The following is a 25889-nucleotide window of genomic DNA, read 5'->3' on the forward strand; positions in this document are numbered from 1 at the left end:
GTCGGCAGCCAGGGAGAACCACCTCATGTCCGCACATCCGAGTCAGGCCCAGAATCCGGGGTATGTCCACGTGTCCGTCCGCAATGCGGCACGTCGTGCGGAGATCGCCCGCCGGATGCGCGACGGCGATGACCAGCAGGCCGGCCGTCGGGCAGGACGAGGCCGCTCCTCGAGCCAGCCGCGCACCGGGCCCGTTCCGGTGGTCGCCCAGAACGGCGGCGGCCCCCAGCTGGTCCAGCCAGACGTCGTCGCCCGCGGCTTCGTGGTCTACGTGGGCCTCGACGAGGACACCGCGACCGCGGCGGGCACCTCGTTGCACAAGATCGCCACCGACCTCCGCGACTACGTGGAGTCGATCGCCCCCGAGTCCCAGGTCCACATCGCCATGGCGATGGCCTCCGCGGCCGCCGAAGGCAGCGACCTCGACGTCGTCCGTCAGGCGCTCGGCGACCCCACGGTCACCCACCGCACCATGGAGGTGCCCGTGGCAGCCCCTCAGGCTCCCTCAAGCTCCGGGGTGCTGATCGACCTCTCGCGCCGCGAGGTCAAGCTGGACGGGGACAACCTGAACCTCACCTACAAGGAGTTCGAGCTGCTGAACTACCTGGTGGAGAACGGGACCCGCACCGTGGGTCGGGAGGAGCTCCTCAAGGCCCTGTGGCGCAACGCCGACACCGAGCAGATGCCGAACGAGCGCACCATCGACGTGCACATCCGGCGCCTGCGCTCGAAGCTGGGTCGCCTGGCCAACACGGTCCGTACGGTCCGCGGCCAGGGCTACCGGTTCTACGAGCACCCCGAGGTCACTGTCTGGGCCGCCCCCGAATACAGCATCTGATCCGCATCTGAACGGCGCCCGGCGCCGCGGGAGGGGACCATGGACGACGCCGTCGAGCTGCTCATCCTGCGCCATGCTCAGGCCGGACACGCCTTCTCGGAGGACGACCACGGTCGCACTCTCACCGACCGCGGCGCCGAGCAGGCCCGCGCCGTGGGACAGCGGCTGCTGGCCGAGCAGGTCCTGCCGGACGCGACCATCTGCTCCGATGCCATGCGCACCCGTCAGACGTGCATCTGGATCAACCACGAGCTGGGGGAGAAGGCCCCCACCCCGTACCTGGACGGCAGGCTCTACGGGGCGGGGTCCCGCCATATGCTCTCCGTGATCAACGAGACTCCGGAGACCGTGCGCCGGCTGCTGGTCATCGGGCACCTGCCCACCGTCCAGGACCTCGGCATGGAGCTCGCCTCGGTGCACTCCGCCGAGGATCCCGTGCTTCGCCTGGCCTCGCGCTTCCCGACCGCCGGCCTGGCCCGTTTCGTCGTGGAGAAGCCGTGGGCCGAGCTCGACGGCCGTGACGCCCGGCTCATCGACTTCTGGGACTGAGCCCCCAGGACAGCCGCAGAGCCACGCCCAGGCGGGCTGGCCGCTGTCCAGACACGCAGCGTTCCGTCCAGAGATGAAGAGGCCGGTGCGCAGGTCGCCATGACCCGTGCACCGGCCTCTTCTCAGCGTCGCGGGGAGCGCTGCTCGCCGCTGAGCCGCTCAGTCGTCCTGTTCGGTCTCCAGGATGCGCACCAGCTCGTCGAGGGCTGCCTCCGCGCCGTCGCCCTCGGCGGAGAGCACCACCTGGTCGCCGTACTCGGCGCCGATGCCCATCAGGCCCAGGATGCTGCCGGCCTCGAAGGTCTCTTCAGGGCTGTCCGCCTTGGCGATGCTCACCTCCACCGGCTGTGAGCCTGCCGCTTCGGCGAAGACGGCGGCAGGACGGGCGTGCAGTCCTGCCTTGGAGCCGATGGTTGCGGTCCTCTGGGCCATGGTTCTCCTCCTGCTGATCTGGAGTCGTGCTCGGATGAGCGTCGTGTCCTGCGACGCCGGCGCCGCAGGTCTGTACACATCTTATGGGGTGGCGGGGCCGGCGCGCCCGGCAGATGGCGCCAGGAGACGGCCTCAGGCGAGGCCGAGCTCCTGCAGCGCCGGCAGCTGGGCGACGACGGCGGCGCGTGCCTCCGCGGAGCTCCGCGCGGCCGTGGCGACGGCGGCCAGCTCCTTCGCCTGCTCAGGGCTGACGGTGCGCAGCACGGCCGCCACTGCGGGCAGGGCGGCCGCGCTCATGGACAGTGAGGTCGCACCGAGACCCACCAGAACAGGAGCCAGGGCCGGATCTGCCGCGGCTTCGCCGCACACACCCACCGGCCCGTGTGAGGCGGCTCCGGTGGCGCCGATGAGCTGCAGCACCGCCGGCTGCCAGGCGTCGTTGAGGGCCGCCAGGGAGCCCAGCTGTCGGTCCGAGGCCATCGTGTACTGGGTGAGGTCGTTGGTGCCGATGGAGACGAACTCCACCTCCTCGGTGATCGGGCCCGCGGTGAGCGCGGCGGCCGGAACCTCGATCATCACGCCCGGAGTCTTCAGTCCTGCCTCGGCGGCCATGGTGCGGAAGCTCGCGGCCTCCTCAGCGGTGGAGATCATCGGGGCCATCACCCAGACGTCCACCGTGTCTCCGGCGGCGGCCTCCGCCTCAGCGACCGCGGCCAGCTGCCGTCCCAGCACACCGGGGGAGGCGAGCTCGGTGCGGAAGCCCCGCACGCCCAGCGCCGGGTTGGGCTCTTCGGTGTCGGTGAGGAAGGGCAGCGGCTTGTCCGCCCCGGCATCGAGGGTGCGCAGCACGACCTTCGCAGGCTGCTCGGCGGTGCCGCGGGCGGAGAAGGCCTCGAAGACCTCCCGGTAGGCGGCCACCTGCTCCTCGTGGCCGGGCTCGGAGTCGCGGTCGAAGAACAGGAACTCGGTGCGGAACAGCCCCACACCTTGGGCGCCCCCCTCGGCGGCGGCCCGGGCATCGGCTCCGTTGCCCACGTTGGCCAGCAGCGGCAGGGCGGTGCCGTCGGCCAGGCGACCGTCGCCGTCGAACGCGGCGATCTGGGCCCGGCGCTCCCGATGGGCCTGCACCTCGGCTTTCAGCTCGTCGGTGACGGAGGTGTCGATGACGCCGGCGGCGCCGTCGACGTGCACTTCGGTGCCGTCCGGGATCTGCAGCACGCCCGGGGCGGCCACCACAGCAGGCAGGTCAAGGGACCGGGCGATGATGGCGGTGTGGGACTGCGGACCGCCTTCCTGGGTGACCAGGGCCAGGACCTTCTCCGGGCCCAGGGTGGCGGTGTCGGCGGGCGCGAGGTCCTCGGCCAGCAGGATGAACGGAGTCTCGCTGTGGGGGATGCCCGGGGGCGTGACGCCCCGCAGCTGGGCGATGACCCGGTCGCGCACGTCACGGACGTCGCGCTGCCGCTCGGCCATCTTTCCACCGAGTGCTGCCAGCATCTGGGTGACCTCCGCGGCCGCCTCGTAGAAGGACCGCTCCTCGGTCTTGCCCCCGGAGATGCGCTTGATCGCGGCCTTCTTCAGCATCGAGTCGGTGGCCATCAGGGCGGTCGCCTCGAGCACCCCTTTGGCGTCGCCGGCGGCCTCGGCGGCCCGGGCGCGCAGCTGCTCGGCCACCGCGGCGGTGGCCGCCTCCAGGGACTCCACAGCGCTGGCCTCGGAGATGCCGGAGTCCCGCGGGGAGTTCTCCGGCTCGGCGATCGCGTCCGGCATGGACAGCACCGGTCCGACGGCGCGCCCGGGGCAGACCCCGACCCCGGTGAACCGGGTGCCGGGCAGCGTGCTCGCCTGGTCAGCGGGGGCGGAGGGGAGGTTCTCGGGGGAGGTCATGGGTGAATCCTAGGTGGTGCGGGTCGGGTGCGGGGACGCGGGGCGGCCGTACGTGGGACGCAGGGCGGGCGTGTGCGGGCTCGGCGGGCCGATGGCCGACCGCTCCGGTGAGACTCCGGGGCGGCCGGCCATCGGGCGCGGGGGTCAGGCGGTGGCGGTCGCTGGCTCGGCGGCGGCCGGTGCGGCGGGCAGGCTGCGCCGGGTCCACCGCTTCAGGGCGATGACGCAGAGGGCCGTGACCACGGCACCGGCCAGGACGGCCAGGATGAACAGCACGAACGAGTCGATCGCGAAGAACACGAAGGCTCCGCCGTGCGGGGCCAGCGAGGTGATGCCGAAGGCCATGGTCAGCGCCCCGGTGACGGCGCCGCCGGCCATCGCAGAGGGCAGCACCCGCAGCGGGTCGGCCGCGGCGAATGGGATGGCGCCCTCGGAGATGAAGGCTGCGCCCAGCAGCACTGCGGTCTTGCCGTTCTCCCGCTCCACCGGGGTGAACAGCCGCCGGTCCAGGAAGGTGGCCAAGGCCAGGCCCAGTGGCGGAACCATGCCGGCGGCCATGACCGCGGCCATGATCATCAGCGGCCCCGGGTTGTCGGCCACGGACCCCGCGGAGATGCCGGCGACCGCAAAGGAGTAGGCGACCTTGTTGATCGGTCCACCCAGGTCGATGCACATCATCAGGCCCAGGACGACACCCAGCAGGACGGCGGCCGTGCCGGTCATCCCGGACAGCCAACTCTCCAGGGACGCGGTCAGACTGGCGATGGGTCCGCCCAGCAGCAGGAACATCAGGCCGGAGGAGACCAGAGTGGCGATGAGCGGGATGATCACCACCGGCATCAGTCCGGCGAGCCAGCGGGGGACCTCCAGACGGCGGAACCCGGCGGCGACGGCGCCGGCAAGCACACCGCCGACGATGCCGCCGATGAACCCGGCGTCCATGGACACGGCGACCATGCCGGCGGTGAAGCCCGGGGCGATGCCGGGGCGGTCAGCCATGCCGTAGGCGATGTAGCCCGAGAGAGCTGGCACCAAGAACCCCATCGAGGTGGCGCCGATGGTGAACGCGACGGCGCCGAGGTACGTGAGGAGGCCGCCGTCGGGGAGATTGAACAGCGTATTGCCGAACACGACGTCGTCGGCGACGTCCGTGATGTCATGGCCGCCCAGAAGGAAGCCCAGGGCGATGAGCAGACCGCCCGCGGCGACGAACGGGATCATGTAGGAGACACCGGTCATCAGCACACGCTGGGTCTTCTTGCCGAAGCTCTCCTCAGCCCCGGAATGTGACTCCTCACCGGATTCTTCGGCGGAGACGCGCGGGGCGGAGGGGTCGTCCACGGCCGCCAGGGCCCGGTCGATCAGTGCGGCGGACTCGTCGATGCCGCGCTTGACGGGCACGTGCACCACCGGCTTGCCGGCGAAGCGGGCCTTGTCCCGGACGTCGACGTCGACGGCGAAGATCACCGCGTCGGCACCGGCGACGATGTCGGCGGGCAGGGCGGTGGCCCCGGCAGACCCTTGGGTCTCCACGTGGATCTCCACGCCCTTCTCCTCGGCGGCCTGCTTCAGGGCGTCGGCGGCCATGTAGGTGTGGGCGATCCCCGTGGGGCAGGCGGTCACGGCCACGATCCGGCGGCCCCCGGAGGAGGCCGGCGCAGCGGTCGCCGCGGGTGCAGTCGGCGCGGCGTCGGCCGGTGCCTCTGTCGCCCCCTCGAGCTCGGCCACGGCAGGGGCGACGGCCTCGGTGACCCGGTCCACCACCGCCTGGGCGTCCTCGGCCTCACGCAGGGCGGCCACGAAGTCCTTCTTGACCAGGGAGCGGGCCAACGCGGCGAGGATCTTCAGGTGGGCCTTGTCGGCGCCGTCGGGGGCGGCGATGAAGAACACGAGGTCGGCAGGGCCGTCCTTGGCGCCGAAGTCCACCGGCTCGGGCAGTCGGGCGAAGGCCAGGGTGGCCTCCGTGACGGCCGAGGTGCGGCAGTGGGGGATCGCCACGCCGCCGGGCATGCCGGTGGCGGACTTCTCCTCGCGTGCCCAGGCGTCGGCCACCAGGGTCTCGGCGGCCGCGGTGCGACCTGCCTGCTGGATGCGGGAGGCGAGCTGTTCGATGACCTCTCGCTTCGCGCTGCTGCGGATCTCGTCGAGGCTGACGAGCTCCGGGGTGATGATGCTGTTCATGGCGGGTCCCTCGCAGTTCGGGTGCGGTGTTCCGGGGTGGTGTTCCGGGGCGGTGTTCCAGGGATGGGTCCGGCTGACAGGGGTCAGTCGGAGAGCGTCTCCACGACGACGACGTCGAGGTCGAGATCATCCGGGGTCGGCATGACCGATCCGGGGAGTGCGGCGGCGGCACGGCCCTGGGCTGCGGCCTGCCGAAGCTGGCCGGCAGGACCTTGGCCCTGCTGAGCGGCCAGCAGCAGCCCGGCCAGGGAGGCGTCGCCGGCGCCGACGGTGGACCGGGCCAGCAGCTCCGGGCCCCAGGCCCGCAGCACCTCGTCCCCGGGGCGGTCAGGGACGAGCAGGGCGCCGTGGGCCCCCAGGGTGACCAGGGTCGTGCGCACGCCGTGATCCTGGGCGATATGGACCAGGCGGAGCACTTCGGCCGGGCGGCTCTCCAGCTCCTCGGGCTCCATGGTGCGGCCGTCGGGGAAACGCGGGCTGGAACCGGTGAGCAGGGTGACAAGCTCCAGCAGCTCCTCGCCGTTGGGCTTGATCAGCTCCGGCTCGGCGGCCACGGCGCGGGCCAATGCCGGACCGGAGGAGTCCAGGGCGATCTGCGGAGCCTCCGGCCCGAGGTTCCTGCGCAGCCGCCCGATGACCTGGGCGTAGAAGTCGACGGGCACGCCCGGGGGCAGCGAGCCGGCCAGGGCCGCCCAGCTGGCGCCCTCGGCGGCGTCCAGGGCGAGGGCGAGCAGCGCCTCGGTCCGGACCTCGTCGAAGGCTGGGCCGGGCTCGTTGATCTTCGTGGTGGTGCCTGCCGGATCGGTGACGGTGATGTTGGTGCGCAGCGCTTCGCTCAGGGACAGGCCACGATGCGGGACGCGCAGCTGGGTGAGCGCGGTGAGCACCGGGTCGGTGTCGTCTCCGGGCAGGACAGCCAGGGTCTCCTGCCCGGCGGCGACCAGGGCGCGCGAGATGTTCACGCCCTTGCCGCCGGGTTCGGTGGAGGTACGGACGGCGCGCTGCACGGCCCCCGGAGCCAGGGGGGCGTCCAGTTCGACGGTCTTGTCGAGACTGGGGTTCGGAGTCAGGGTGAGGATCATCGCGGCACCGCCACGACGACGGTCACATCGGCGGCGTCCAGGGCGTCCTGCAGCCCGGGGTCGGGCTCGGCGTCGGTGATGAGCACGGAGATTTCCTTCAGCTGGGCGAAGCGGACGAGGGTGGAGCGGCCGAGCTTGGAGGAGTCAGCCAGCAGCACGGAGGTGCGGGCTGCGCGGATCAGGGCGGCTTTCATGGCGGCTTCGGCGGCGTCCGGGGTGGAGAGGCCGAACTCGGCGTCGATCCCGTTGGTGCCGATGAATGCGACGTCGGCCTGGCGGCCGGCCAGCGTCTCCAGGGCGCGGTCACCGACGACGGCGCCGGTGAGCCCCCGCACCTGACCGCCGAGGATCTCCAGGTCGACGGCGGTGACGTCGCTGAGCTTCTGGGCGATCGGCACGGCGTTGGTGATCACCACGCGGGACTCGGCCGGGCCGGCGTCGCGTGACTCGGCGGCGATGAGGTCGGCGAGCGCCTCGGTGGAGGTGCCGGCGTCCATCATCAGGGAGCCGGTGCCGGCGGGAGGGAGGAAGTCGACGGCGGCCCGAGCGATGGCCTGCTTCTGCGCGGCGCGGCTGGCCTGCCGGTCCCGCCAGGAGGTCTCGGTGCGAGAGGAGGGGGAGGCGGGGACTGCACCGCCGTGGACCCGGCGGAGGGCTCCGGCGTTCTCCAGGTGGTCCAGGTCCCTGCGGACGGTCTCGCGGGTGACGGACAGATCTTCGGCGATCTGCTGGACCGTCACGGTGCCGTGGGTGCGAAGGTGGGCCAGGATGCGGTCGTGGCGCTCGGGTGCGAGCAGGGCCATCGTGTCCTCCGATCTGGCGGGTGCTGCCGGTGGGGCGGGTCACGGAGCCTGTGCCTCCTGGAAGTGCCCGTGAGTGTGATTCTACCCACGTTCGTTGGGATTTACCAGACTTTATCTGTGTTTTTCTGTGCTCGCAACGTGGGCCGTGGGGAGTTCACCCGGCCCGACGCGGAGGATTCGCCCGTGTCTCGGTGGCGAGGCGGCGTCGTTCTGCACACCAGAATCACGTCTGCCCCATCAGATGTGGTGAGGCAGACGTGATGTGATGGTGCAGATCGTCCGGCGGTGGTGATCAGGAAGGAGCCCGCCCATGGCGTGGAGCATCGAGCTGTTGGCCGCTGCGCACCGGGACCGCCTGCTGAGCTTCGAGGTACGCAACCGTGAGTACTTCGCCCGGTCCATCCCGGACCGCGGCGACGACTTCTTCGCGCAGTTCGACCACCGGCTGCACGCGCTGCTCGACGCGCAGGAGGAGGGCACCGATCTGTTCCATGTGATCCTCGGTCCCGAAGGCGGGCAGCCGATCATCGGCCGGATCAACCTGACCGACGTCGACGCCGGCGGTGCGAGCCTCGGATACCGGGTGGCGGAGGCGGCCGCCGGCGGCGGCGTGGCTACTTGGGCGGTGGGACGGATCTGCGAGCTGGCCGTCGGCTCCTACGGGCTGTGCACTCTCACCGCGGAGGTGTCCCATGGGAACGTGGCCTCCCGGCGGGTGCTGGAGCGCAACGGGTTCCGGGTCCAGGGCTCGGCCAGCTGGGACGGCGGCACCGGGGTGCGTCTCCTGCGCAGCCTCTGAGCGCACTGCCCCGTATGAGGGCGCAGGTCTTGTCGTCGAGTCGGTCTCCGGTTCCGGCGGCAGACGGAATGGCCGCGGAGCGCATCACGGACGTGGAGGGGGAGCATCGTGGAGACCATGCAGGCTCAGTCGGACTGATCATCGCCCGGCGACGCCACCGCCTCCTCCGAAGGAACCGGCGGAGAACCCCGGCGATCCTGTTGAACCCGCGCCGGAGGAGCTGTGCGAGGCGCCGATCGTATGCTGCATGCTTGTGGCCAGCAGAAACCAGCTGCCGGCCGAGAGGCCCTGGGGGCGGAGGGTGCTGTCACCGGCTGCGGCGGAGCCTTCGGCCAGTGCGGACCAGCGCTTGGCCTCGCCCAGAGCCATGGCGTACGGCAGCTGCGCGGTGATCTGATCCGGCGTCAGCTCGGTGGTCGGTCCCGTGCCGTCGGAGGTCTCGACGACGGCGGCCTGAGCGGCCTGCAGTCCGCGCAGCTGCTCCACGTGGGCCCGGCCGAGTGCAGTGCGTCGGGTGCCCATCGTCGCGGTCGCCGCCCAGAGGACCCCCAGCAGGAGGAGGGCCCCGGTGATCCCGGTGAGCAGCAGGTTCAGCGAGGTCGGCATGGTCAAGGCCCAGGCGAGGATCGTCACGACGAGCAGCACCGTGATGCCGGCGGCCGCGGTCCAGTCCCACAGGCTGCCTGCTCCGCCCAACCGCCGACTGAGCAGGTGCCGCGCGTCGAAGCAGGCCAGGGCCTTCGCCTGGGCCTTCTGTGCCGCGGTGGAGAACTCATCGCCCAGCTCGGAAAGTCGGATCGGTTCGCCGTCCCCTTCGGCGTCGAGGGCCGCGAGAAGATCCTGCTCATCGTCGGGCAGGCCGCTCCGGTCGGCGATCGTGGTGGAGGCCAGCCAGTCGCGGCTGTCGTCGTCGTGCTCGGCAGTCGTCTCCTCCAGGTGGAGGTGGCCGCGGGCGGCCAGATCCACCAGCGTGAGTGTGGTGAAGTCGGCCGGAAGAAACAGGGCGGACTTCCTCCAGAGCAGGGCTGCCTCGTAGGGGCTCAGGTCGTCCGGCACCGCATGACGGGGGACGGCCGGGGGCTCCTGCTCCAGGCGCGCGATCCCCAGAGTGGCCCCGGGCTCCGGGAGCGCCCCGGGAGCGAGGAGGGGGAAGTGCTCATCGCGGCCGGAGCGGCGCCGCAGCAGGAAGATTCCGACGACGGCGGCGACCCCCGCGGCCGCCGCGGCCCACCAGGCCTGCAGCACCGCGTGGCCGATGCGGTCCGAGACCGGGGCGATGGTGTCGGCGAGACGCTCTGAGGCGGTGGGCTCCGCATAGACCGGAGTCGCTGCCGAGAAGGTGCCTTCCGGGACGGTGACCTCCACGCCCTGCCACCCGCCCGGCTCCAGGGTCGTGGCCGTGGCGGTCATCGTCTCGCCGTCGATCTCTGCCGGACAGGGGCGGCCGTCGTCCAGGTCGGAGTCGGTGCCCTGCCAGCAGGCGCCGTCGAGTATCTCCTCCGGTGCGGTGACCTCGGTGGTGACCCGCTCGATGGAGACGTCCTGGTCCGGACCGGCGACGATCCAGTCCCAGGACGAGGGGTCGACGGCACCATGGACGGTGTAGCTGAGCTCATAGGTCTGCAGTCCGGTGCGAGTGTCCTCGGACCCTTCCGGAGCCCCGAGGCTGAGCTGGAGGGCGTCCCTCGACTCCTCGATGTCCGCGACGGCGGCGGGCGCTCCGGTGGGGCTGGTCAGGGCGAAGTCCTCATAGTCGACGACGCGGGGTCCTTCGTCGGAGGGCATCTGGGTGCTCAGCGTGCGGAAGAAGCCCAGGCCCTCTCGCTCACCGAAGTCCCAGTCGTAGGTCTCCTTCACGTGCATCACCCCGTCCTCGTCGAGGTCGATGCTGATGGACAGATCCCGGACCACATCATCGGTGGGATCGCCGGAGGCCGCTGCGGCCGGCGCGGGCAGAAGGGCGGCGGCCAGGCCCAGCATGACGACGGCGGGACCAGCTGTCAGGGTGCGCAGAGCGTGCATGTCGGCCAGCTTAGAGAAACGCCTGGGGTGGGGGATCATCCGCGGGGAGTATTCCGCAGACGGACAGAGCGCGTGATCCTCGTCTGCCAAGGTAGCGTCGCCGCGGCCTACCACCAAGCCGCCCGTCGCAGGAGGCTTCTATACTGTACGTATCCGTCACCTAAGGAAGGACGTCGTCCCCCGTGGACTGTGATCAACCGTCGGCCGCCCGCCATCTGCATCGGGCGGCCATGTTGCACCGTTCGGGCCTCCAGCCCACTCCCGTCATCTCTCAGGGGAGGTTTTCGGCTCAGGGTGCCGGGACCTCCGACTGGGCAATCGAGGGCGGCAGTCGATGACGACCCTCCTCCTGCTGCTGGTGGGATGCCTGGTCATCCTGCTGATCATCGCCGCCAACGCCTACTTCGTGGCCCAAGAGTTCGCCTACATGTCGGTGGACCGGAACCAGCTGAGGACGCGTGCCGCGAGTGGTGAGGTTGCGGCCGCGAAGGCGCTGAAGGTCACCAACCGCACATCGTTCATGCTCTCCGGCGCCCAACTGGGCATCACCGTGACTGGACTGCTCGTCGGCTACGTCGCAGAACCCCTTGTGGGTGAGGCGCTGGGGGACCTGTTCGGACTGGTCGACGTCCCCCGGGCCGCGGCCGTCGGCGCCGGAACCGTGGTGGCCCTCGGCGTCTCGACAGTGGTACAGATGATCTTCGGCGAGCTCTTCCCCAAGAACTACGCGATCGCGAACCCCACAGCACTTGCCTTGAGGCTCGCCGGATCCACGCATCTGTATCTGGTGGCGTTCGGGTGGCTCATCACGTTCTTCGACCGGTCGGCCAACGTGCTCCTGCGTCTGCTCGGGATTCAGCCCGTTCATGATGTCGACTCCACAGCCGATGCCGATGACCTGGAACAGATCGTCGACGATTCGCGACAGAGCGGAGATCTCCCGGAGGACCTGTTCCTCGTGCTCGACCGTCTGTTGGACTTCCCTGACCATGATGTGGAGCACGCCATGATTCCTCGTTCTCGGGCGGGCGTCGTCACGCCTGAGACCACGATCGACGGCGTTCGTGAGCTCATGGCTCGGGAGCACACCCGCTATCCGGTCATCGATGAGTCAGACGCCCCGGTAGGGGTGGTTCATCTCCTCGATGTCCTCGCCGCAGAGCAGCCGTGGAACAGGCCGGTCTCGGATCTCATGAGGCCTCCTGTCATCCTGCCGACATTGATGACTATGCCTGACGCCGTCGATGAACTTCGACGCCAGCGGACACAGTTCGCGTGTGTGATCGATGAGTATGGTGGGTTCGCGGGCGTGATCTCTCTGGAGGATCTCGCTGAGGAGGTCCTCGGTGAGCTGACTGATGAGCATGATGAGGAGATCCCCCTGGACATCGTGTCCGTTGCTGAGTCGACGTGGCACGTCAACGGATCTGTGCATGTCGATGAGGTGGAACGGGCGATCGGATATGATCTGCCACGGGGCGACTTCGAGACGCTGTCGGGTCTCATCATCCACGTCTCTGGGGGATTGCCTGCTCCAGGTGACCGCGTGCGGATTGATCTGCACAGCGGCGCAGTGCCCCTGACCGGAGCGACGCCGGTGCTGCGCTTCCTCGAGGCGGATATCAGATCCCTCGACCGCCACGTGCCGCACTCCGTCGTCCTCGAGCTCAGGGAGGAGACGCTGTGACTGAGTGGCTGATTCCAACGATCGCCACAGTGGTGGTCATCGCGCTGTCGGCGTTCTTCGTCGTCATCGAGTTCTCTCTGCTGGCCGCGCGGCGGCACCGCCTGGAGACGAAGTCTCAGCACAGCGCCTCGGCCCGCGCGGCGATCCGAGGTCTGGACCAGCTCACGCTGATGCTTGCCGCCGCGCAGCTGGGCATCACAGCCTGCACATTCGCCCTCGGCGCTGTGACCAAGCCGGCAGTCCATCATCTGCTGATGCCGGTGTTCGGCTTCCTGCCCGCATGGGTCGCTGACGCTGTGAGCTTCGGATTGGCGCTGCTGCTGGTGACATTCCTGCATCTAGTGGTCGGGGAGATGGCGCCCAAGTCCTGGGCGATCGCCGATCCGGAGCGCTCCGCGACTCTCGTCGCCCTGCCGGCCCAGGTGATCGTGTCGATCCTGGGTCCCCTGCTGCGGGCCATCAACGGCTTGGCCAACCGTCTGGTCGCAGCGGCGGGTGTCGAGCCTGTGGATCGGGCCGCCGTCGCCGGCTACGACTCAGAAACCATTCGCACCCTGGTGGAACGGTCCACGAAGGCCGGAACGCTGGACGGGGAGTCCGGGCGCCAGATCTCGGATCTGCTGGCCCTTGGCGTGCAGACAGTGGATGACGTCGTCGAGTCCCCGCAGCAGGCTGTGCCCACGCTTCGCGACGGGGCCACGATGGCGGAGGTGCAGGAAGCGTGTCGGGCGTCCGGGAGGCTGAGGGTGCTGGTGGGGCGCTCCGGGACCGCTGGCCTCGGGGTGGTCCACGTGCGCGACACCCTGCGCGCGCGGCCTGAGGAGCCTGCCGAGCGCGTGGCACGCAAGCCGCTTCTGATGGTGTCCGGGACCACTGTCTTCGACGCCCTCCAGGAGATGCGAGCCGCCGGTGAGCAATTCGCCGTGGTGCGGGCCCCTGGAAAGACGGTCGGCATCATCACGTGGAAGGACATCTTGGACCAGATCTGGCCCGGAGCGTCCAGAACTCGGTGACACGTGCTCCGTTCGTCCGTCGTCGGACGAGGTGTGGAGTGGCGGCGTCATCGGGTGCGCGTGCGCGATGACTGGACGCACGAGCGGACCGGCGTCGCCCATCGAAACCTTCGCCGAGCATGAGAAGAGCCCCGATCCCTGTCATGCCAAGGATCGAGGCTCGTCTCTTCGGTGCGCCCATAGGGATTCGAACCCCAGACCTTCGGTTCCGTAGACCGACGCTCTATCCAGCTGAGCTATAGGCGCATGTTCTGTTGTCGGCCGATCCCGCTGTCGCGATCTCGACCAGAAAGACTATACACGGGCTCCGGAGGGAGGGCAAAATCGTCGACCCGAACGTGGTGATCCTCACGAAAATCGGTTCACTCTGCATCCCGTGACCACTATGTGGACTTTCGGTGCGTCGCGGGGTTCGCGGACCAGTACAGTGGAAGGTATCCGGTCCCTCAAGGCCTCGACGGGCTCGGTGTTCACGATGAGGTGAACACCGGCCGGCGCGCGTCACCGTCGACGCACGATGTCCGCCGTCGTCGCCGCACACAGGAGTGCGATTGAGCGGGCCGTGCACTGAAGAACCCACGTGCACTGAAGAACCCAATGGAGGGACACGATGGTCGACACCGTTGCAAAGGCGCCCGGTGCGGAGGACATCCAGGTGGATGCCCCCACGACGCACGAGAAGCTGATCCAGTTCGTCAGCGACATCGCAGAACTGACCACACCGGATCGGATCCACTGGGTGGACGGCAGCGATGCGGAATATGGCCAGCTGACCGAGGAGCTCGTCGAGGCGGGCACGCTGACCCGGCTCACCAGCCCCGACTTCCCGAACTCCTTCGCCGCCTTCTCCGACCCTGCCGACGTTGCGCGGGTGGAGTCCCGCACCTTCATCTGCTCGGAGAACGAGCGCGACGCCGGCTTCACCAACAACTGGGTGGACCCCACCGAGATGCGCTCCACGTTGGCCGGGGTGTTCGACGGCTCCATGCGCGGCCGGACGATGTATGTGATCCCGTTCGTGATGGGCCCGCTCGACGCCGAGGATCCCAAGTTCGGTGTGGAGGTCACGGACTCCGCCTACGTGGTCGCCTCGATGCGGATCATGGCCCGGATCGGCACCGACGTGCTGCGCCGCATGGAGGAGCTCGACGCGTTCTTCGTGCCCGCCGTGCACTCGGTGGGTGCTCCGCTGGCGCCGGGCCAGGAGGATGTCCCGTGGCCCTGCAACGAGGAGAAGTACATCGTCCACTTCCCGGAGACCCGGGAGATCTGGTCCTACGGCTCCGGCTACGGCGGCAACGCCCTGCTGGGCAAGAAGTGCTACGCGCTGCGCATCGCCTCGGCCATGGCCCGGGACGAAGGGTGGCTGGCCGAGCACATGCTCATCCTCAAGCTCACCAGCCCTGAGGGCCGCAGCTACTTCATCTCCGGGGCCTTCCCCTCGGCCTGCGGCAAGACCAACCTGGCGCTGATCGACCCCACGCTGGAGGGCTGGACCGCCGAGACCCTCGGGGACGACATCACCTGGATCCGTCCCGGCAAGGACGGCGAGTTCCGGGTGGTCAACCCGGAGGCCGGCTACTTCGGCGTGGCTCCCGGCACCGGGTGGCACACCAACGCCAACGCGATGCGCGCCATCGCCAAGGGCAACTCCATCTTCACCAACTGCGCCCTCACCGATGACGGTGGGGTCTGGTGGGAGGGCATGACGGAGGAGCCGCCGTCGCACCTGATCGACTGGCAGGGCAACGAGTGGACTCCCGACGCCGACAGGCCGGCGGCCCACCCCAACGCCCGGTTCTGCACGCCGATCGATCAGACCGACATGCTGGCCGAGGAGTACTACTCCCCGGACGGGGTGAAGCTGGACGCCATCCTCTTCGGCGGCCGCCGCAAGACCACGGTTCCTCTGGTCACCGAGTCCCGGGACTGGAACCACGGGATCTTCTTCGGTGCGACGCTGTCCTCGGAGACCACCGCCGCCGCCGAGGGTGCAGTCGGCCAGGTCCGTCGGGACCCGATGGCGATGCTGCCGTTCATCGGCTACGACGCCGGCGACTACCTCAACCACTGGGTGCGCGTCTCCGGCAAGGCCGACCCGGAGAAGCTGCCCAAGATCTTCCTGGTCAACTGGTTCCGCCGGAACCGCGACGGCGGCTTCGCCTGGCCCGGGTTCGCGGAGAACTCCCGGGTGCTGAAGTGGGTGGTGGAGCGCATCGAGGGCCGCGGCGCGGCGGTGGAGACCCCGATCGGCCTCACCCCGACCCCCGAGGCGCTGGACACCACCGGCCTGGACATCAGCGCCGAGGACCTCCACGACGCGCTGACGGTGGACCAGCAGGAATGGACCGCCGAGCTGGCTGACATCGAGCAGTGGTTCGACCGCTTCGGAGAGTCTCTGCCGGAGTCCATCCAGGCGGAGCTGCAGCAGCTGCGCGACCGCGTGGGCGCCTGACGCCCTCGCGGGACCGCACACGACGACGCCCGGCACCGGACCGTGACACGGTCCGGTGCCGGGCGTCGTCGTGTGCGGTCCCTGAGGCCGGGTGGTCAGGACTCCGCGGCTGCGGCCCAGCGCTGGAACCGTTCGTCCAGCGGCGAGTCGTGCGTGGCGGCGCCCAGGTGGCGGGCGAGCGCCCCGGGGGCCTCCAGCCGCAGGTCTCCCTGCTCGGAGGGAGGCCGGAAGCCCGCCGCCAGCAGGGTGTCCGCGACTCGTCGGTCGCCGAGCACACCCGGTTCGGGGTGCTCACCGTCGACGGTGAGCTCCTCCAGCAGCACCGGACCGCCGTCGTCGTGGATCTCCAGCCCGGACCGCACCCGTCCGCCTCGTTCCCCGTGGCGGCCCAGCACCAGGGTCTCGCGCAGCACGGCCCGGGCGTCCTCGGCCAGCGTCAGCGTGGTGTGTCGTACGACGTCGGCGGCGCCGGCGACGACGAAGGGCAGCCCCTGCCACAGGAGCACCCCGCCGCGGGCGACCTGGAGGTCGAGCAGCCAGCGCGCCGGAGGGCTGGCCTGGTCAGCGACGTTCCGGCGGGGATAGGCGACGGTGCCGCCGATGTCCTCGATGTGCAGCACGCACCCGGGCCCCACCTGCACGGACACCTCCACCGTGTCGCCGTCGAGCAGCAGCATCTCGGCCGCAGTCACGCCGACGTGGACGTGCCGTGCCCCCCGGGAGATCAGCCGGGGAGCCAGCGAGCCCACCACCAGCTCCACCCGGGCCCGGGGTCCGCCTGCGGCCACGGCGATGCGCATCTCAGCCGACCTCCGATATGCGGCTCTCGGGCGGTGTCACCGGCCGGTGCTGCGGCTCAGTGGTGAGAGTGCACATACCCGCCCTCGGGGTGCTCCTCATCAGCGTGGAAGTGCGGGGCCATGGGGCCCGGGTCCTGCGGCACATGCTCGCCGCTGCGGTGGGCGGCCAGCACCTGCAGCACCCAGCGGCGCAGGGCCTGCACGGAGTCGGCATCCTCCCGGGACAGGGCCAGCACGGCGCGCCCTTCGCGCGCCTGCTCCGCGTCGGCGACCATCTGGGCGACGTCCACCCCGACATGCGGGGCCAGGTCGGTCTTGTTGACCACCAGCAGATCGGCCCGCCCGATGCCGGGGCCGCCCTTGCGGGCGACGTCACCGCCGCCGGCGACGTCGAGCACGAAGATCTGTGCGTCCACCAGGGCGGGCGAGAACGTGGCGGTGAGATTGTCGCCACCGGACTCGATCAGCAGGGCGTCCAGCGGGGAGAAGTCCCGTTCGATGTCCTCGGCCGCCAGGAGATTGGCGGTGACGTCGTCGCGGATGGCCGTGTGCGGGCAGGCCCCGGTCTCCACCGCCCGGATGCGCTCAGGCTCCAGCACGCCGGCAGAGCGGAGGAACCGGGCGTCCTCGTCGGTGTAGATGTCATTGGTGATCACGCCCAGCCGCAGCTCCTCGCCGAGCGCCCGGCAGATCAGCGCGATGAGTGAGGACTTGCCGGTGCCCACCGGGCCGGCGATGCCGAGCCGCAGGGCGCGCGGGGACGAGAGCGTGGGTGCAGAGGTGGACACGGGCGAATGGTGGTGCTCAGGCACGGAAGAGCCTCCTGGTGGTGAGTGTGTGTGCTTCGATCCATTCTTCGGTCTGGGGTGCGCTGGGCGCCGGGATCTGCCCGGCGGCTGTGATCCCGGCCAGCGCCTGCACCGCAGGCTCGGCGGCGCGGCAGGCCTGCAGCACCATCGCCATGGCCTCCACGGGATCACCGGGATCCAGTTTCAGCAGGGCGGCCGCGGCGGAGGCGACGTCGTCATAGACGGCCAGACGCATGAGCTCCTCCGCACCCAGGCCGACGTGGGCCGCCACGGCCCCGAGCACCAGCGGTCGCGGCGGGGCGACACGCTCGGACACCGAGCCCCCTGTCTGACCCAGAGACTGCAGACCCAGCGCCCGCAGACCCGGAGCCTGGGGCCACAGGGCCGCGGCCAGCCGGTGCAGTCCGCGTCCGAGCTCCCGGGCGATGTGCCGGGAGGCCTGGCTGGGTGTGCGGGCCGCCCATGCGCGGTCCAGCTGCCGGAACAGGGGGCCCAGCTCCAGCTCCGTCTCCGAGCCCGCGGCGAACAGGCTGCGGCTGGTCACCACGGCGGTCGCCGCGTCCACCAGGGCGGCGGTCCGGGCGCGCACCTGCAGGAACTGGGGCACCTCGGAGCGCGACAGCCCGGCCATGAGCGCAGGCTCCAGCCCGGCGGAGTTCACATGCCCGCCCGAGGGCAGGCGCGCATCGGCCAGCAGCAGCGCGACGACGCCGGCGTCCGACGGCGCAGCTGCGGGTCCAGACGACGGCGCGGCGGTGAGGGGAGACAGGGACATCAGATCGCCCTCAGAACATCGAGTAGAGCTGAGCCATCGGGAGCTCCTGGGCGGGCGCCGGCTCCACGGGATCGCCGTCGATGGAGATCTCGAAGGTGTCCGGCTCCACGCGGATGTCCGGCAGAGCGGTGTTGTTCTTCAGGTCCGCCTTGCCGACCTCCCGGGTAGGGTGCACAGGCCGGACGGTCCGGCGCAGACCCAGCCGCTGTTCGACGCCGTCATCCACGGCTCCCGGGGCCACATAGGTCACGGCGTGGTCGGCGCCGGCCAGCTCACCGAAGGTGGGGCGCTGCAGCACCGGCTGCGGCGTGGGGATGGACGCGTTGGGGTCCCCCAGGGCGCCCCAGACGATCGAGCCGGCCTTCACGACCACCGAGGGGCGGACCCCGAAGTGCCGGGGGTCCCACACGACCAGGTCCGCCAGACGCCCGACGGCCACCGAGCCGACGTCGTGGGAGATCCCATGGGCGATGGCCGGGTTGACGGTGTACTTGGCGACGTACCGGCGGGCGCGCTCATTGTCCGCCGGCAGCCCGCCGCCCAGAGGACCCAGGCGGTGCTTCATGGCGTGGGCCACCTGCCAGGTGCGGGTGATGACCTCTCCGATGCGGCCCATGGCCTGGGCGTCCGAGGAGGTGATGGACAGCGCACCCATGTCATGGAGGATGTCCTCCGCGGCGATCGTGGTCCCGCGGATGCGGGATTCGGCGAACGCCAGGTCCTCCGGGACCGACGGGTTCAGGTGGTGGCACACCATGAGCATGTCCAGGTGTTCCGCCACGGTGTTCACGGTGTGCGGCAGCGTCGGGTTGGTGGAGCCGGGGATGATGTGCGGCAGGCCGGCCAGGGTCAGGATGTCGGGGGCGTGCCCGCCGCCGGCGCCCTCGATATGGAAGGCGTGGATGGAGCGTCCGTCGATCGCGCGGATCGTGGACTCCACGAAGCCGGCCTCGTTGAGGGAGTCCGAATGCAGGGCCACCTGCAGGCCCCAGCGGTCCGCGGCGCTCAGTGCGGCGTCGACGGCCGCCGGGGTGGAGCCCCAGTCCTCATGGACCTTGAAGCCCGCCGCCCCGCCGAGCGCCTGCTCGTCCAGGCCGTCCCGGGAGACCGTGTTGCCCTTGCCCAGCAGCAGCACGTTCACCGGCAGCGCGTCCAGGGCCCGGTGGATCTGCCGCAGATGCCACGGCCCCGGGGTGACGGTGGTGGCCTTGGAGCCCTCGGAGGGACCGGTGCCGCCGCCCACCACGGTGGTGATCCCGGTGGCCAGCGCCTCATGGATCTGCGAGGGCGAGATCAGATGCACATGCGAGTCGATCGCCCCGGCGGTGACGATCTTTCCCTCCCCGGAGATGACGTCGGTGGAGGGCCCGATGATGAGCTCGGGGGAGATGCCGTCGGAGATGTCCGGGTTCCCGGCGTGCCCGATGCCGACGATGCGTCCGTCCCGGATGCCGATGTCGGCCCGCACGACTCCCCACCAGTCGAGGATGATCGCGTTGGTGATGACGGTGTCCAGGGCGCCGTCGGCCCGGCTGACCACGCTCTGCGCCATGGACTCGCGGATGGACTTGCCACCGCCGAAGACCGCCTCCTCGCCGCCGACAGTGTGGTCCTGCTCCACTTCGATCCACAGGTCGGTGTCGGCCAGGCGGATCTGGTCGCCCACCGTGGGCCCGAACATGGCGGCGTAGGCGGCTCGGTCGATGCTGACCATCAGGCGTCTCCTTCCGGACGGATCTGCAGGCCGGCCACATGCCGCCGGCCCTTGAGTGCGACGGCGGCGAGCTCCCGGGAGGCACCGGGTTCGAAACGCTGCGAGGCCCCGGCCGGCACATCGAGGCGATGGCCTGCGGCCGCCTCACGGTCGAACTCGAGGGCAGGGTTCGCGTCGGGCAGGTGCAGGTGGGAGCCGATCTGGATGGGGCGGTCTCCGGTGTTGGTGAAGACCAGCGTGATGCGCTCCTGGGCGCCGCGGTCTGCGTTGAGCTCGAGGGTGCCCGGCCGCACCCGGATCGCTCCGGGGCCGGACGATGATGCTCCTGCCATGGGGTGGGCCTTCCTCAGTCGATCGGGTGGTGGAGGGTGACGAGCTTCCGGCCGTCGGGGAAGGTCGTCTCCACCTGGATGTCGGTCAGGGCCTCGGGGACGCCGTCCATGACCTCGCCGCGGGTGAGCACGTGGCGGCCGGCCTCCATGAGGTCGGCGACGGTCCGTCCCTCGCGGGCGCCTTCGATCACCCAGGAGGACAGCAGCGCGACCGACTCGGGCAGGTTCAGCCGGACCCCGCGGTCGCGGCGGTCTCGAGCCACCATGGCCGCGGTGGCCAGCAGGAGCTTCTCCTGATCTGCGGGAGTGAAGTGCACCGTGGTCCCTCTCGTCGTCCCGTGCATACCGTGCGTCCCTGGCATCGTCGGGAGTCAGACCCCGGAGGATGCCGGTGTCAGAAGTCTGCCATGAAGATGTTTCAGGGGTGAGGGAAAAATCTCCTCCACCATCCCTGTCTGAAGATGGTGAGAACCCAGTGAAGCCCATTGTTCGCCGTCATATCAGGGGATGTGCGGAGAGAGGAGCAGGCGATGCGTCAGGAATCTTTTACAGAAGAGAAATATCCGAGCAACGTCAGAGTAATGCCACTCCCAGAGGCTGGTTCCACCGCGTCACGGCGCGGTCACCCACTCGCATCCGAATGAGGAGCTGACCATCCAGATGGGCGATCACCACCAGCATCGCAATCGATCCCTGAGAGCCACTGCCGCGCTGGGCGCGGTCGGCGTGCTGCTGCTCTCCGCCTGCGGCGCCCGGGCCGGGGAGGAGGCCGCCGCCGTCGAGTCCTGCGTGGACGTGGACGGTGAGGAGATCACGATCGGCTTCATCAACTCCCTGTCCGGGACGATGGCGATCAGCGAGACCACGGTCAACGACGTCCTGCATCTGGCCGCCGAGGAGATCAACGCCGACGGCGGCGTGCTGGGCAAACAGCTCGACATCGTGGAAGAGGACGGCGCATCCGAGCCGGCGACCTTCGCCGAGCGGGCCGAGCGGCTCGTCGCCCAGGAATGTGTCGCCGCCGTCTTCGGCGGATGGACCTCCGCCTCCCGGCAGGCCATGCGCCCGGTCTTCGAGGGTCACGACGCGCTGCTGTTCTACCCCACCCAGTATGAGGGCCTCGAAGCGTCTGAGAACATCTTCTACACCGGGGCGACCACGAACCAGCAGATCATTCCGGCGCTGGACTACCTCCTGCAGGAGGAGGGCGTGGAGTCCCTGTACCTGGTCGGCTCCGACTATGTGTTCCCTCGGACCGCGAACATGATCATCCGGCAATGGGCCGAGGAGCACGACGTCGAGATCCTCGGGGAGGACTACACGCCGTTGGGGTCCACCGACTTCACCACCATCGCCAACCAGGTCGCCTCTTCAGACGCCGACGCCGTGTTCAACACGCTCAACGGCGACTCCAATGTGGCGTTCTTCCGCCAGTACAACTCCCTGGGCCTGGACGCCGAGACCATGCCGGTGCTCTCGGTGTCCATCGCCGAGGAGGAGATCGACGGCATCGGTGCTGCCAACGTCGAGGGTCAGCTGACCTCCTGGAACTACTACCAGACGCTCCAGAGCCCGGAGAACGAGGCCTTCGTAGGGGCCTTCCAGGACGAGTACGGAGAGACCCGAGTGACCTCGGACGTCATGCAGTCCGCCTACACGAGCCTCCACCTTTGGGCGGCCATGGTCGAGGAGGCAGGATCCTTCGACGTCCCCGCGATCCGCGAAGCCGCCGACGGCATCTCCTTCGACGCGCCCGAGGGGACCGTGACGGTGGACGGGGAGACCCAGCACGTGACCAAGACCCCGAGGATCGGCCGGATCACCGAGGACGGGCTGATCGAGACGATCTGGGAGGGAGAGCTCACCGAGCCCGACCCGTTCCTGGAGACCTACTCCTGGGCCGACGAGGAGGAGGCTGAGGAGGCAGGGGACGAGGAACCTGAGGATCAGGGGTCTGAGGATCAGGGGTCCGGGGATGAGTGAGCTGCGAGACCCGCGCCGGGTTCCGCCCGGGCGCCCCCGACCCTGGGCGAGGGGGACCTCGTCGTGGACATGATCCTCTCCCAGCTCGTCGCCGGGGTCAGTGTGGGGTCCATCCTTCTGCTGGCCGCGGTGGGTCTGGCGCTGACCTTCGGGCAGATGGGCGTCATCAACATGGCTCACGGCGAGTTCATCATGGTGGGCGCCTACACGGCCTACGTGGTGCAGAGCGTCCTGGGGCACGCCGGGATCTCCCTGCTGGTGGCGATCCCGACGGCCTTCCTGGTGGGAGGTCTGCTGGGGGTCCTGCTGGAGCAGCTGCTGATCCGTCACATGTACCACCGTCCCCTGGACACGCTGCTGGCCACCTTCGGGGTGGGCATCATCCTGCAGCAGCTCGCCCGGGACGTCTTCGGCGCCCCCGCCGTCGACGTGCGCACCCCGTCCTGGCTGCAGGGCAGCGTGGAGATCCTCGGCACAGCCGTGCCGACGTCGCGGATCTTCATCCTGGGTCTGGTCGTCGCCGTCGTCGCCGGACTCTCGCTGCTCATGACCCACACCGCGCTGGGGCGCAGGATCCGCGCGGTGGTGCTGAACCGGAACCTGGCGGAGACCTCCGGGATCTCCACACGCAGCACCGACCGGCTGACGTTCTTCATCGGCTCCGGCCTGGCCGGCGTCGCGGGAGTGACGATCACCCTGATCGGGTCCACCAGCCCCACGCTGGGCACCAGCTACATCGTCGACGCCTTCCTGGTCGTCGTGGCCGGCGGCATCGGCAGGATCAAGGGAGCGGTCATCGCGGCCTTCAGCCTCGGGATCCTGCAGGCCTTCATCGAGGTCGGCACCACGGCCAGCATCGCCAAGTTCCTGGTCCTGGTGATCGTCGTCGCCTTCCTGCAGATCCGCCCCCAAGGGCTGTTCTCCGTGCGGACAAGGAGCCTCGCATGAGCATCACCGCCACCGGCGGCACATCCCGCCCCACCCCCGACGCCGCGCCCCGCACTCCACAGCGCGCCTCGGCATCGGCCCGCGGCACCGGCAGGACGCTGCCGACCGGAAAGGCGCTGCTGGCCGGGCTGAGGCGTCTCACCGGCGGCCCCGAGGTCCCCGGACCGAGGCATGCCATGATCGGGCTCGGGCTGTTGGCCCTGGGACTGCTGGTGCTGGCCCCGATGCTGCTGACCGATTTCCGGCTCAACCAGCTCGGCCGGTTCATCTGCTACGCCATCGTGGCCGTCGGCATCGGGCTGGCCTGGGGCCGCGGCGGCATGCTGACCCTCGGCCAGGGTGTCTTCTTCGGACTGGGGGCCTATGCGATGGCCATGCACATGCAGCTGGCCGACGCCGAGCTCCAGGGCCTGGCGGCGCCACAGTTCATGCTGACCTTCGGCGCGGACGTGCCGTGGTGGTGGGAGCCGTTCCGCAGCGGGCTGTTCACCGTGGCCGCGATTCTGCTGCTGCCCGCGGTCGTCGCCGTCGTGCTGGGACTCTCGGTGTTCACCCGTCGGGTCAAGGGGGCCTACTTCGCGATCCTCAACCAGGCGATGGTCTTCGCCTTCGCCGTGCTGCTGGTGGGTCAGCAGGCCACCCTCAACGGGTCCAACGGGCTCTCCGGATTCCAGTCCTTCCTGGGCTTCTCCCTCTACGACCCGGCTAACCGGAGGGCGATCTACCTGCTGGCGGCCGCCGTGCTCATCCTCCTGGTGGCGATCGCCTGGTGGATGATGCGCAGCCGCTTCGGCGAGCTGCTGGTGGCCACCCGCGACGCCGAGGAACGGGTCCGGTTCCTGGGGTACAACCCGGCGCTGATCAAGACGGCGGCCTTCGCGACGGCGGCCGTGATGGCCAGCATCGGCGGGGCGCTGTTCGTCCCGCTGGTGGGGATCATCTCCCCGGCGGAGATCGGCGTGGTGCCGTCCATCGCGTTCGTCATCGGTGTGGCCATCGGCGGGCGGGCCACGCTGTTCGGCCCGGTGATCGGCGCTCTGGCCGTCGCGTGGGCGGAGTCCTCACTCGCCGAGACCTTCCCGTCCGGGTGGTCGTACCTCCAGGGGCTGCTGCTGGTGCTGGTCATCGCGATCCTGCCCGGCGGGGTCGCCTCGATCCTCACCCGGTTCCGACCCCGCGACGGCGGACCTGGCAGCGACCACCCCCACGACTCCGGCCAGCCCGATCTGCCGGATCTGCCGGATCAGCCGGATCAGCCCGGCCATTCAGATCGTGCAGACCATCCAACCCAGCCGGACCTGACGGTCCAGGAGGGAGACCGGCCATGACCGCGCTCAGCATCCGAGATCTCAGGGTCCGCTTCGGAGCCTTCACCGCCGTCGGAGGGGTCTCCTTCGACGCCGCGGACGACGAGGTGCACTTCCTCATCGGCCCCAACGGCGCCGGCAAGACCACCTGTGTGGACGCCATCACCGGGCTGGTGCGAGGCTCCGGATCGGTGACGATGGGTGGCACGGAGCTGCTCGGCCGGTCCGTGCAGGCGACCGCACGGCGGGGAGTGGGCCGCACCTTCCAGACCGCCAGCGTCTTCGAGCAGCTCACGGTGGTGCAGAACTTGGACATCGCGGCGGGGCTCCACCGTCGCTGGCCCGCTCTGCTGGGCATGCGCCGCAGCGTGGAGCCCCGTGTCGAGCAGGCCCTGCGGGACACCGGGCTGACCGAGCTGCAGGACGCCGCGGCAGGCACGCTCTCCCACGGGCAGAAGCAGTGGTTGGAGATCGGCATGCTGCTGGTCCAGGATGCCCAGGCCCTCATGCTCGACGAGCCGGTGGCCGGGATGAGCCATGACGAGCGGGTGGCCACCGGAGAGCTGCTGCACCGCGTCAAGCGGGGACGCGCCGTCGTCGTGGTGGAGCATGACATGGAGTTCATGCGCACCTTCGCCTCCCGGGTCACCGTGCTGCATCAGGGGCAGGTGCTCTCCCAGGGTTCGGTGACCGAGGTCCAGGAGGACCCCCGGGTCCAGGAGGTCTACCTCGGCACCGCCGCCCAGCCCGAGGAGGAGCTCGTCCATGCTTGAGCTCCAGCACGTCGACGCCGGCTATGACGCCACCCGGGTGCTCCACGACGTCAGCCTCCACGGAGCCCCGCAGGGGATCGCCGCGGTCCTGGGCCACAACGGTGCAGGGAAGACCACCATGCTGCGCACCGCGATCGGGCTGATCCGCCCCACCGGCGGCACGGTGCTGTTCGACGGCGAGGACGTCACCGCTCTGCCGCCCAGCGCCCGGGTGGCCCGCGGCATGGCGTATGTGCCGCAGGGCCAGCAGTCCTTCGAGCAGCTCACCACACGGGAGAACCTGCAGGTGGTCGCCGACCGGCGCCGCGGCGCGCGACGCGCCGCACTGGTGGACCAGGCCCTGGGACGGTTCCCTGCCCTGACGGAGGTCATCGACCGCAAGGCGGGGCTGCTCTCGGGCGGCCAGCGCCAGCAGCTGGCCATCGCGCGTGCGCTCATCACGGAGCCGAAGCTGCTCATCCTGGACGAGCCCACCGAGGGCATCCAGCCCTCCGTGGTGGCCGAGATCGAGCACACCATCCTCAGCCTCTCCGCCGACGAGGGACTCAGCGTGCTGCTGGCCGTCCAGCACATCGACTTCGCGCTGCATGCCGCTCAGCGGTACACCGTCCTGGCGGCCGGACGGGTCACCAGCGCCGGAGCGGGCGGAGCCGGAGCCCAGGACGCGGTCCGCCAGGCGATGGCCATCTGAGCGCCCCTG

The 25889-nt window shown here is 70.1% G+C and carries 23 protein-coding genes and 1 tRNA gene; 11 read left to right on the plus strand and 13 right to left on the minus strand.

Going from position 1 to position 25889, the window contains the following annotated elements:
* Positions 1-25: 25 nt before the first annotated feature.
* Together Q7C18_RS13400 and Q7C18_RS13405 are read left to right on the plus strand one after the other, a co-directional pair.
* Complete coding sequence (locus Q7C18_RS13400) at positions 26-838, plus strand: winged helix-turn-helix domain-containing protein (RefSeq protein WP_070158984.1); 813 nt, start codon at positions 26-28, stop codon at positions 836-838.
* A 39-nt stretch (positions 839-877) separates the two neighbouring features.
* Complete coding sequence (locus tag Q7C18_RS13405; RefSeq protein ID WP_311025811.1) at positions 878-1387, plus strand: histidine phosphatase family protein; 510 nt, start codon at positions 878-880, stop codon at positions 1385-1387.
* Positions 1388-1546: 159 nt separating this feature from the next.
* On the opposite strand, the gene Q7C18_RS13410 is transcribed toward Q7C18_RS13405, so the two are convergent.
* From Q7C18_RS13410 to Q7C18_RS13430, 5 genes are all read right to left on the minus strand, one after another.
* Positions 1547-1819 (minus strand): HPr family phosphocarrier protein, encoded by a 273-nt coding sequence (locus tag Q7C18_RS13410; RefSeq protein ID WP_070158986.1) that lies wholly within the window; start codon positions 1817-1819, stop codon positions 1547-1549.
* A gap of 132 nt (positions 1820-1951) precedes the next feature.
* A complete protein-coding gene (gene ptsP / locus Q7C18_RS13415; RefSeq protein WP_311025812.1) occupies positions 1952-3706 on the minus strand; it encodes a phosphoenolpyruvate--protein phosphotransferase in 1755 nt (584 codons plus the stop codon).
* Positions 3707-3850: 144 nt separating this feature from the next.
* Positions 3851-5887 (minus strand): fructose-specific PTS transporter subunit EIIC, encoded by a 2037-nt coding sequence (locus Q7C18_RS13420; protein ID WP_311025813.1) that lies wholly within the window; start codon positions 5885-5887, stop codon positions 3851-3853.
* Positions 5888-5970: 83 nt separating this feature from the next.
* A complete protein-coding gene (locus Q7C18_RS13425; RefSeq protein ID WP_311025814.1) occupies positions 5971-6969 on the minus strand; it encodes a hexose kinase in 999 nt (332 codons plus the stop codon).
* Complete coding sequence (locus tag Q7C18_RS13430; RefSeq protein ID WP_311025815.1) at positions 6966-7772, minus strand: DeoR/GlpR family DNA-binding transcription regulator; 807 nt, start codon at positions 7770-7772, stop codon at positions 6966-6968. The genes Q7C18_RS13425 and Q7C18_RS13430 overlap by 4 nt, the downstream gene beginning before the upstream one ends.
* 310 nt (positions 7773-8082) lie before the next feature.
* On the opposite strand from Q7C18_RS13430, the gene Q7C18_RS13435 reads away from it, so the two are divergent.
* The gene (locus Q7C18_RS13435) at positions 8083-8571 is read left to right on the plus strand and encodes a GNAT family protein (RefSeq protein ID WP_311025816.1); all 489 of its coding nucleotides are present in this window, start codon (positions 8083-8085) and stop codon (positions 8569-8571) included.
* 138 nt (positions 8572-8709) lie between these two features.
* Here the strand turns inward: Q7C18_RS13435 and Q7C18_RS13440 are convergent, their stop codons facing one another.
* Positions 8710-10593 carry a DUF2207 domain-containing protein gene (locus Q7C18_RS13440; RefSeq protein WP_311025817.1) on the minus strand — a complete coding sequence of 628 codons (1884 nt, stop codon included), beginning with the start codon at positions 10591-10593 and terminating at the stop codon, positions 8710-8712.
* A gap of 334 nt (positions 10594-10927) precedes the next feature.
* Between Q7C18_RS13440 and Q7C18_RS13445 the strand changes: the two genes are divergently transcribed.
* Entirely contained in the window at positions 10928-12280 is a 1353-nt protein-coding gene (locus tag Q7C18_RS13445; RefSeq protein ID WP_311025818.1) for a hemolysin family protein, read from the plus strand.
* The gene (locus Q7C18_RS13450) at positions 12277-13293 is read left to right on the plus strand and encodes a hemolysin family protein (protein WP_311025819.1); all 1017 of its coding nucleotides are present in this window, start codon (positions 12277-12279) and stop codon (positions 13291-13293) included. The genes Q7C18_RS13445 and Q7C18_RS13450 overlap by 4 nt, the downstream gene beginning before the upstream one ends.
* A gap of 172 nt (positions 13294-13465) precedes the next feature.
* Here the strand turns inward: Q7C18_RS13450 and Q7C18_RS13455 are convergent.
* Positions 13466-13539: transfer RNA gene (locus Q7C18_RS13455), tRNA-Arg, on the minus strand.
* A 364-nt stretch (positions 13540-13903) separates the two neighbouring features.
* On the opposite strand from Q7C18_RS13455, the gene Q7C18_RS13460 reads away from it, so the two are divergent.
* Positions 13904-15748 (plus strand): phosphoenolpyruvate carboxykinase (GTP), encoded by a 1845-nt coding sequence (locus Q7C18_RS13460; protein ID WP_311025820.1) that lies wholly within the window; start codon positions 13904-13906, stop codon positions 15746-15748.
* Positions 15749-15843: 95 nt separating this feature from the next.
* Here the strand turns inward: Q7C18_RS13460 and Q7C18_RS13465 are convergent, their stop codons facing one another.
* The 6 genes from Q7C18_RS13465 to Q7C18_RS13490 are packed head-to-tail and all read right to left on the minus strand — an operon-like array spanning position 15844 to position 20522.
* Positions 15844-16548 carry an urease accessory protein UreD gene (locus Q7C18_RS13465; RefSeq protein ID WP_311025821.1) on the minus strand — a complete coding sequence of 235 codons (705 nt, stop codon included), beginning with the start codon at positions 16546-16548 and terminating at the stop codon, positions 15844-15846.
* A 56-nt stretch (positions 16549-16604) separates the two neighbouring features.
* A complete protein-coding gene (ureG, locus tag Q7C18_RS13470; protein ID WP_311025822.1) occupies positions 16605-17360 on the minus strand; it encodes an urease accessory protein UreG in 756 nt (251 codons plus the stop codon).
* Complete coding sequence (locus tag Q7C18_RS13475; protein WP_311025823.1) at positions 17353-18132, minus strand: urease accessory UreF family protein; 780 nt, start codon at positions 18130-18132, stop codon at positions 17353-17355. The genes ureG and Q7C18_RS13475 overlap by 8 nt, the downstream gene beginning before the upstream one ends.
* 10 nt (positions 18133-18142) lie before the next feature.
* Entirely contained in the window at positions 18143-19846 is a 1704-nt protein-coding gene (locus Q7C18_RS13480) for an urease subunit alpha (RefSeq protein ID WP_311025824.1), read from the minus strand.
* Entirely contained in the window at positions 19846-20178 is a 333-nt protein-coding gene (gene ureB, locus Q7C18_RS13485; protein WP_070158527.1) for an urease subunit beta, read from the minus strand. The genes Q7C18_RS13480 and ureB overlap by 1 nt, the downstream gene beginning before the upstream one ends.
* A 14-nt stretch (positions 20179-20192) precedes the next feature.
* On the minus strand, positions 20193-20522 hold the full coding sequence (locus Q7C18_RS13490) for an urease subunit gamma (RefSeq protein ID WP_083277221.1): 330 nt from the start codon (positions 20520-20522) through the stop codon (positions 20193-20195).
* 316 nt (positions 20523-20838) lie between these two features.
* On the opposite strand from Q7C18_RS13490, the gene urtA reads away from it, so the two are divergent.
* The 5 genes from urtA (at position 20839) to Q7C18_RS13515 (ending at position 25880) form a co-directional block, all read left to right on the plus strand.
* Entirely contained in the window at positions 20839-22161 is a 1323-nt protein-coding gene (gene urtA / locus Q7C18_RS13495; protein ID WP_311025825.1) for an urea ABC transporter substrate-binding protein, read from the plus strand.
* Between the two features lie 69 nt (positions 22162-22230).
* Entirely contained in the window at positions 22231-23109 is an 879-nt protein-coding gene (urtB, locus tag Q7C18_RS13500; RefSeq protein ID WP_237090229.1) for an urea ABC transporter permease subunit UrtB, read from the plus strand.
* The gene (gene urtC / locus Q7C18_RS13505; protein WP_311025826.1) at positions 23106-24437 is read left to right on the plus strand and encodes an urea ABC transporter permease subunit UrtC; all 1332 of its coding nucleotides are present in this window, start codon (positions 23106-23108) and stop codon (positions 24435-24437) included. Before urtB ends, urtC begins: the two co-directional genes overlap by 4 nt.
* Positions 24434-25189 (plus strand): urea ABC transporter ATP-binding protein UrtD, encoded by a 756-nt coding sequence (gene urtD / locus Q7C18_RS13510; RefSeq protein ID WP_070158524.1) that lies wholly within the window; start codon positions 24434-24436, stop codon positions 25187-25189. Before urtC ends, urtD begins: the two co-directional genes overlap by 4 nt.
* The gene (locus Q7C18_RS13515; protein WP_085437906.1) at positions 25182-25880 is read left to right on the plus strand and encodes an ATP-binding cassette domain-containing protein; all 699 of its coding nucleotides are present in this window, start codon (positions 25182-25184) and stop codon (positions 25878-25880) included. The genes urtD and Q7C18_RS13515 overlap by 8 nt, the downstream gene beginning before the upstream one ends.
* Positions 25881-25889 lie beyond the last annotated feature (9 nt).

The sequence above is a fragment of the Nesterenkonia sp. CL21 genome (genome assembly GCF_031705515.1).
Classification (GTDB): domain Bacteria; phylum Actinomycetota; class Actinomycetes; order Actinomycetales; family Micrococcaceae; genus Nesterenkonia; species Nesterenkonia aethiopica.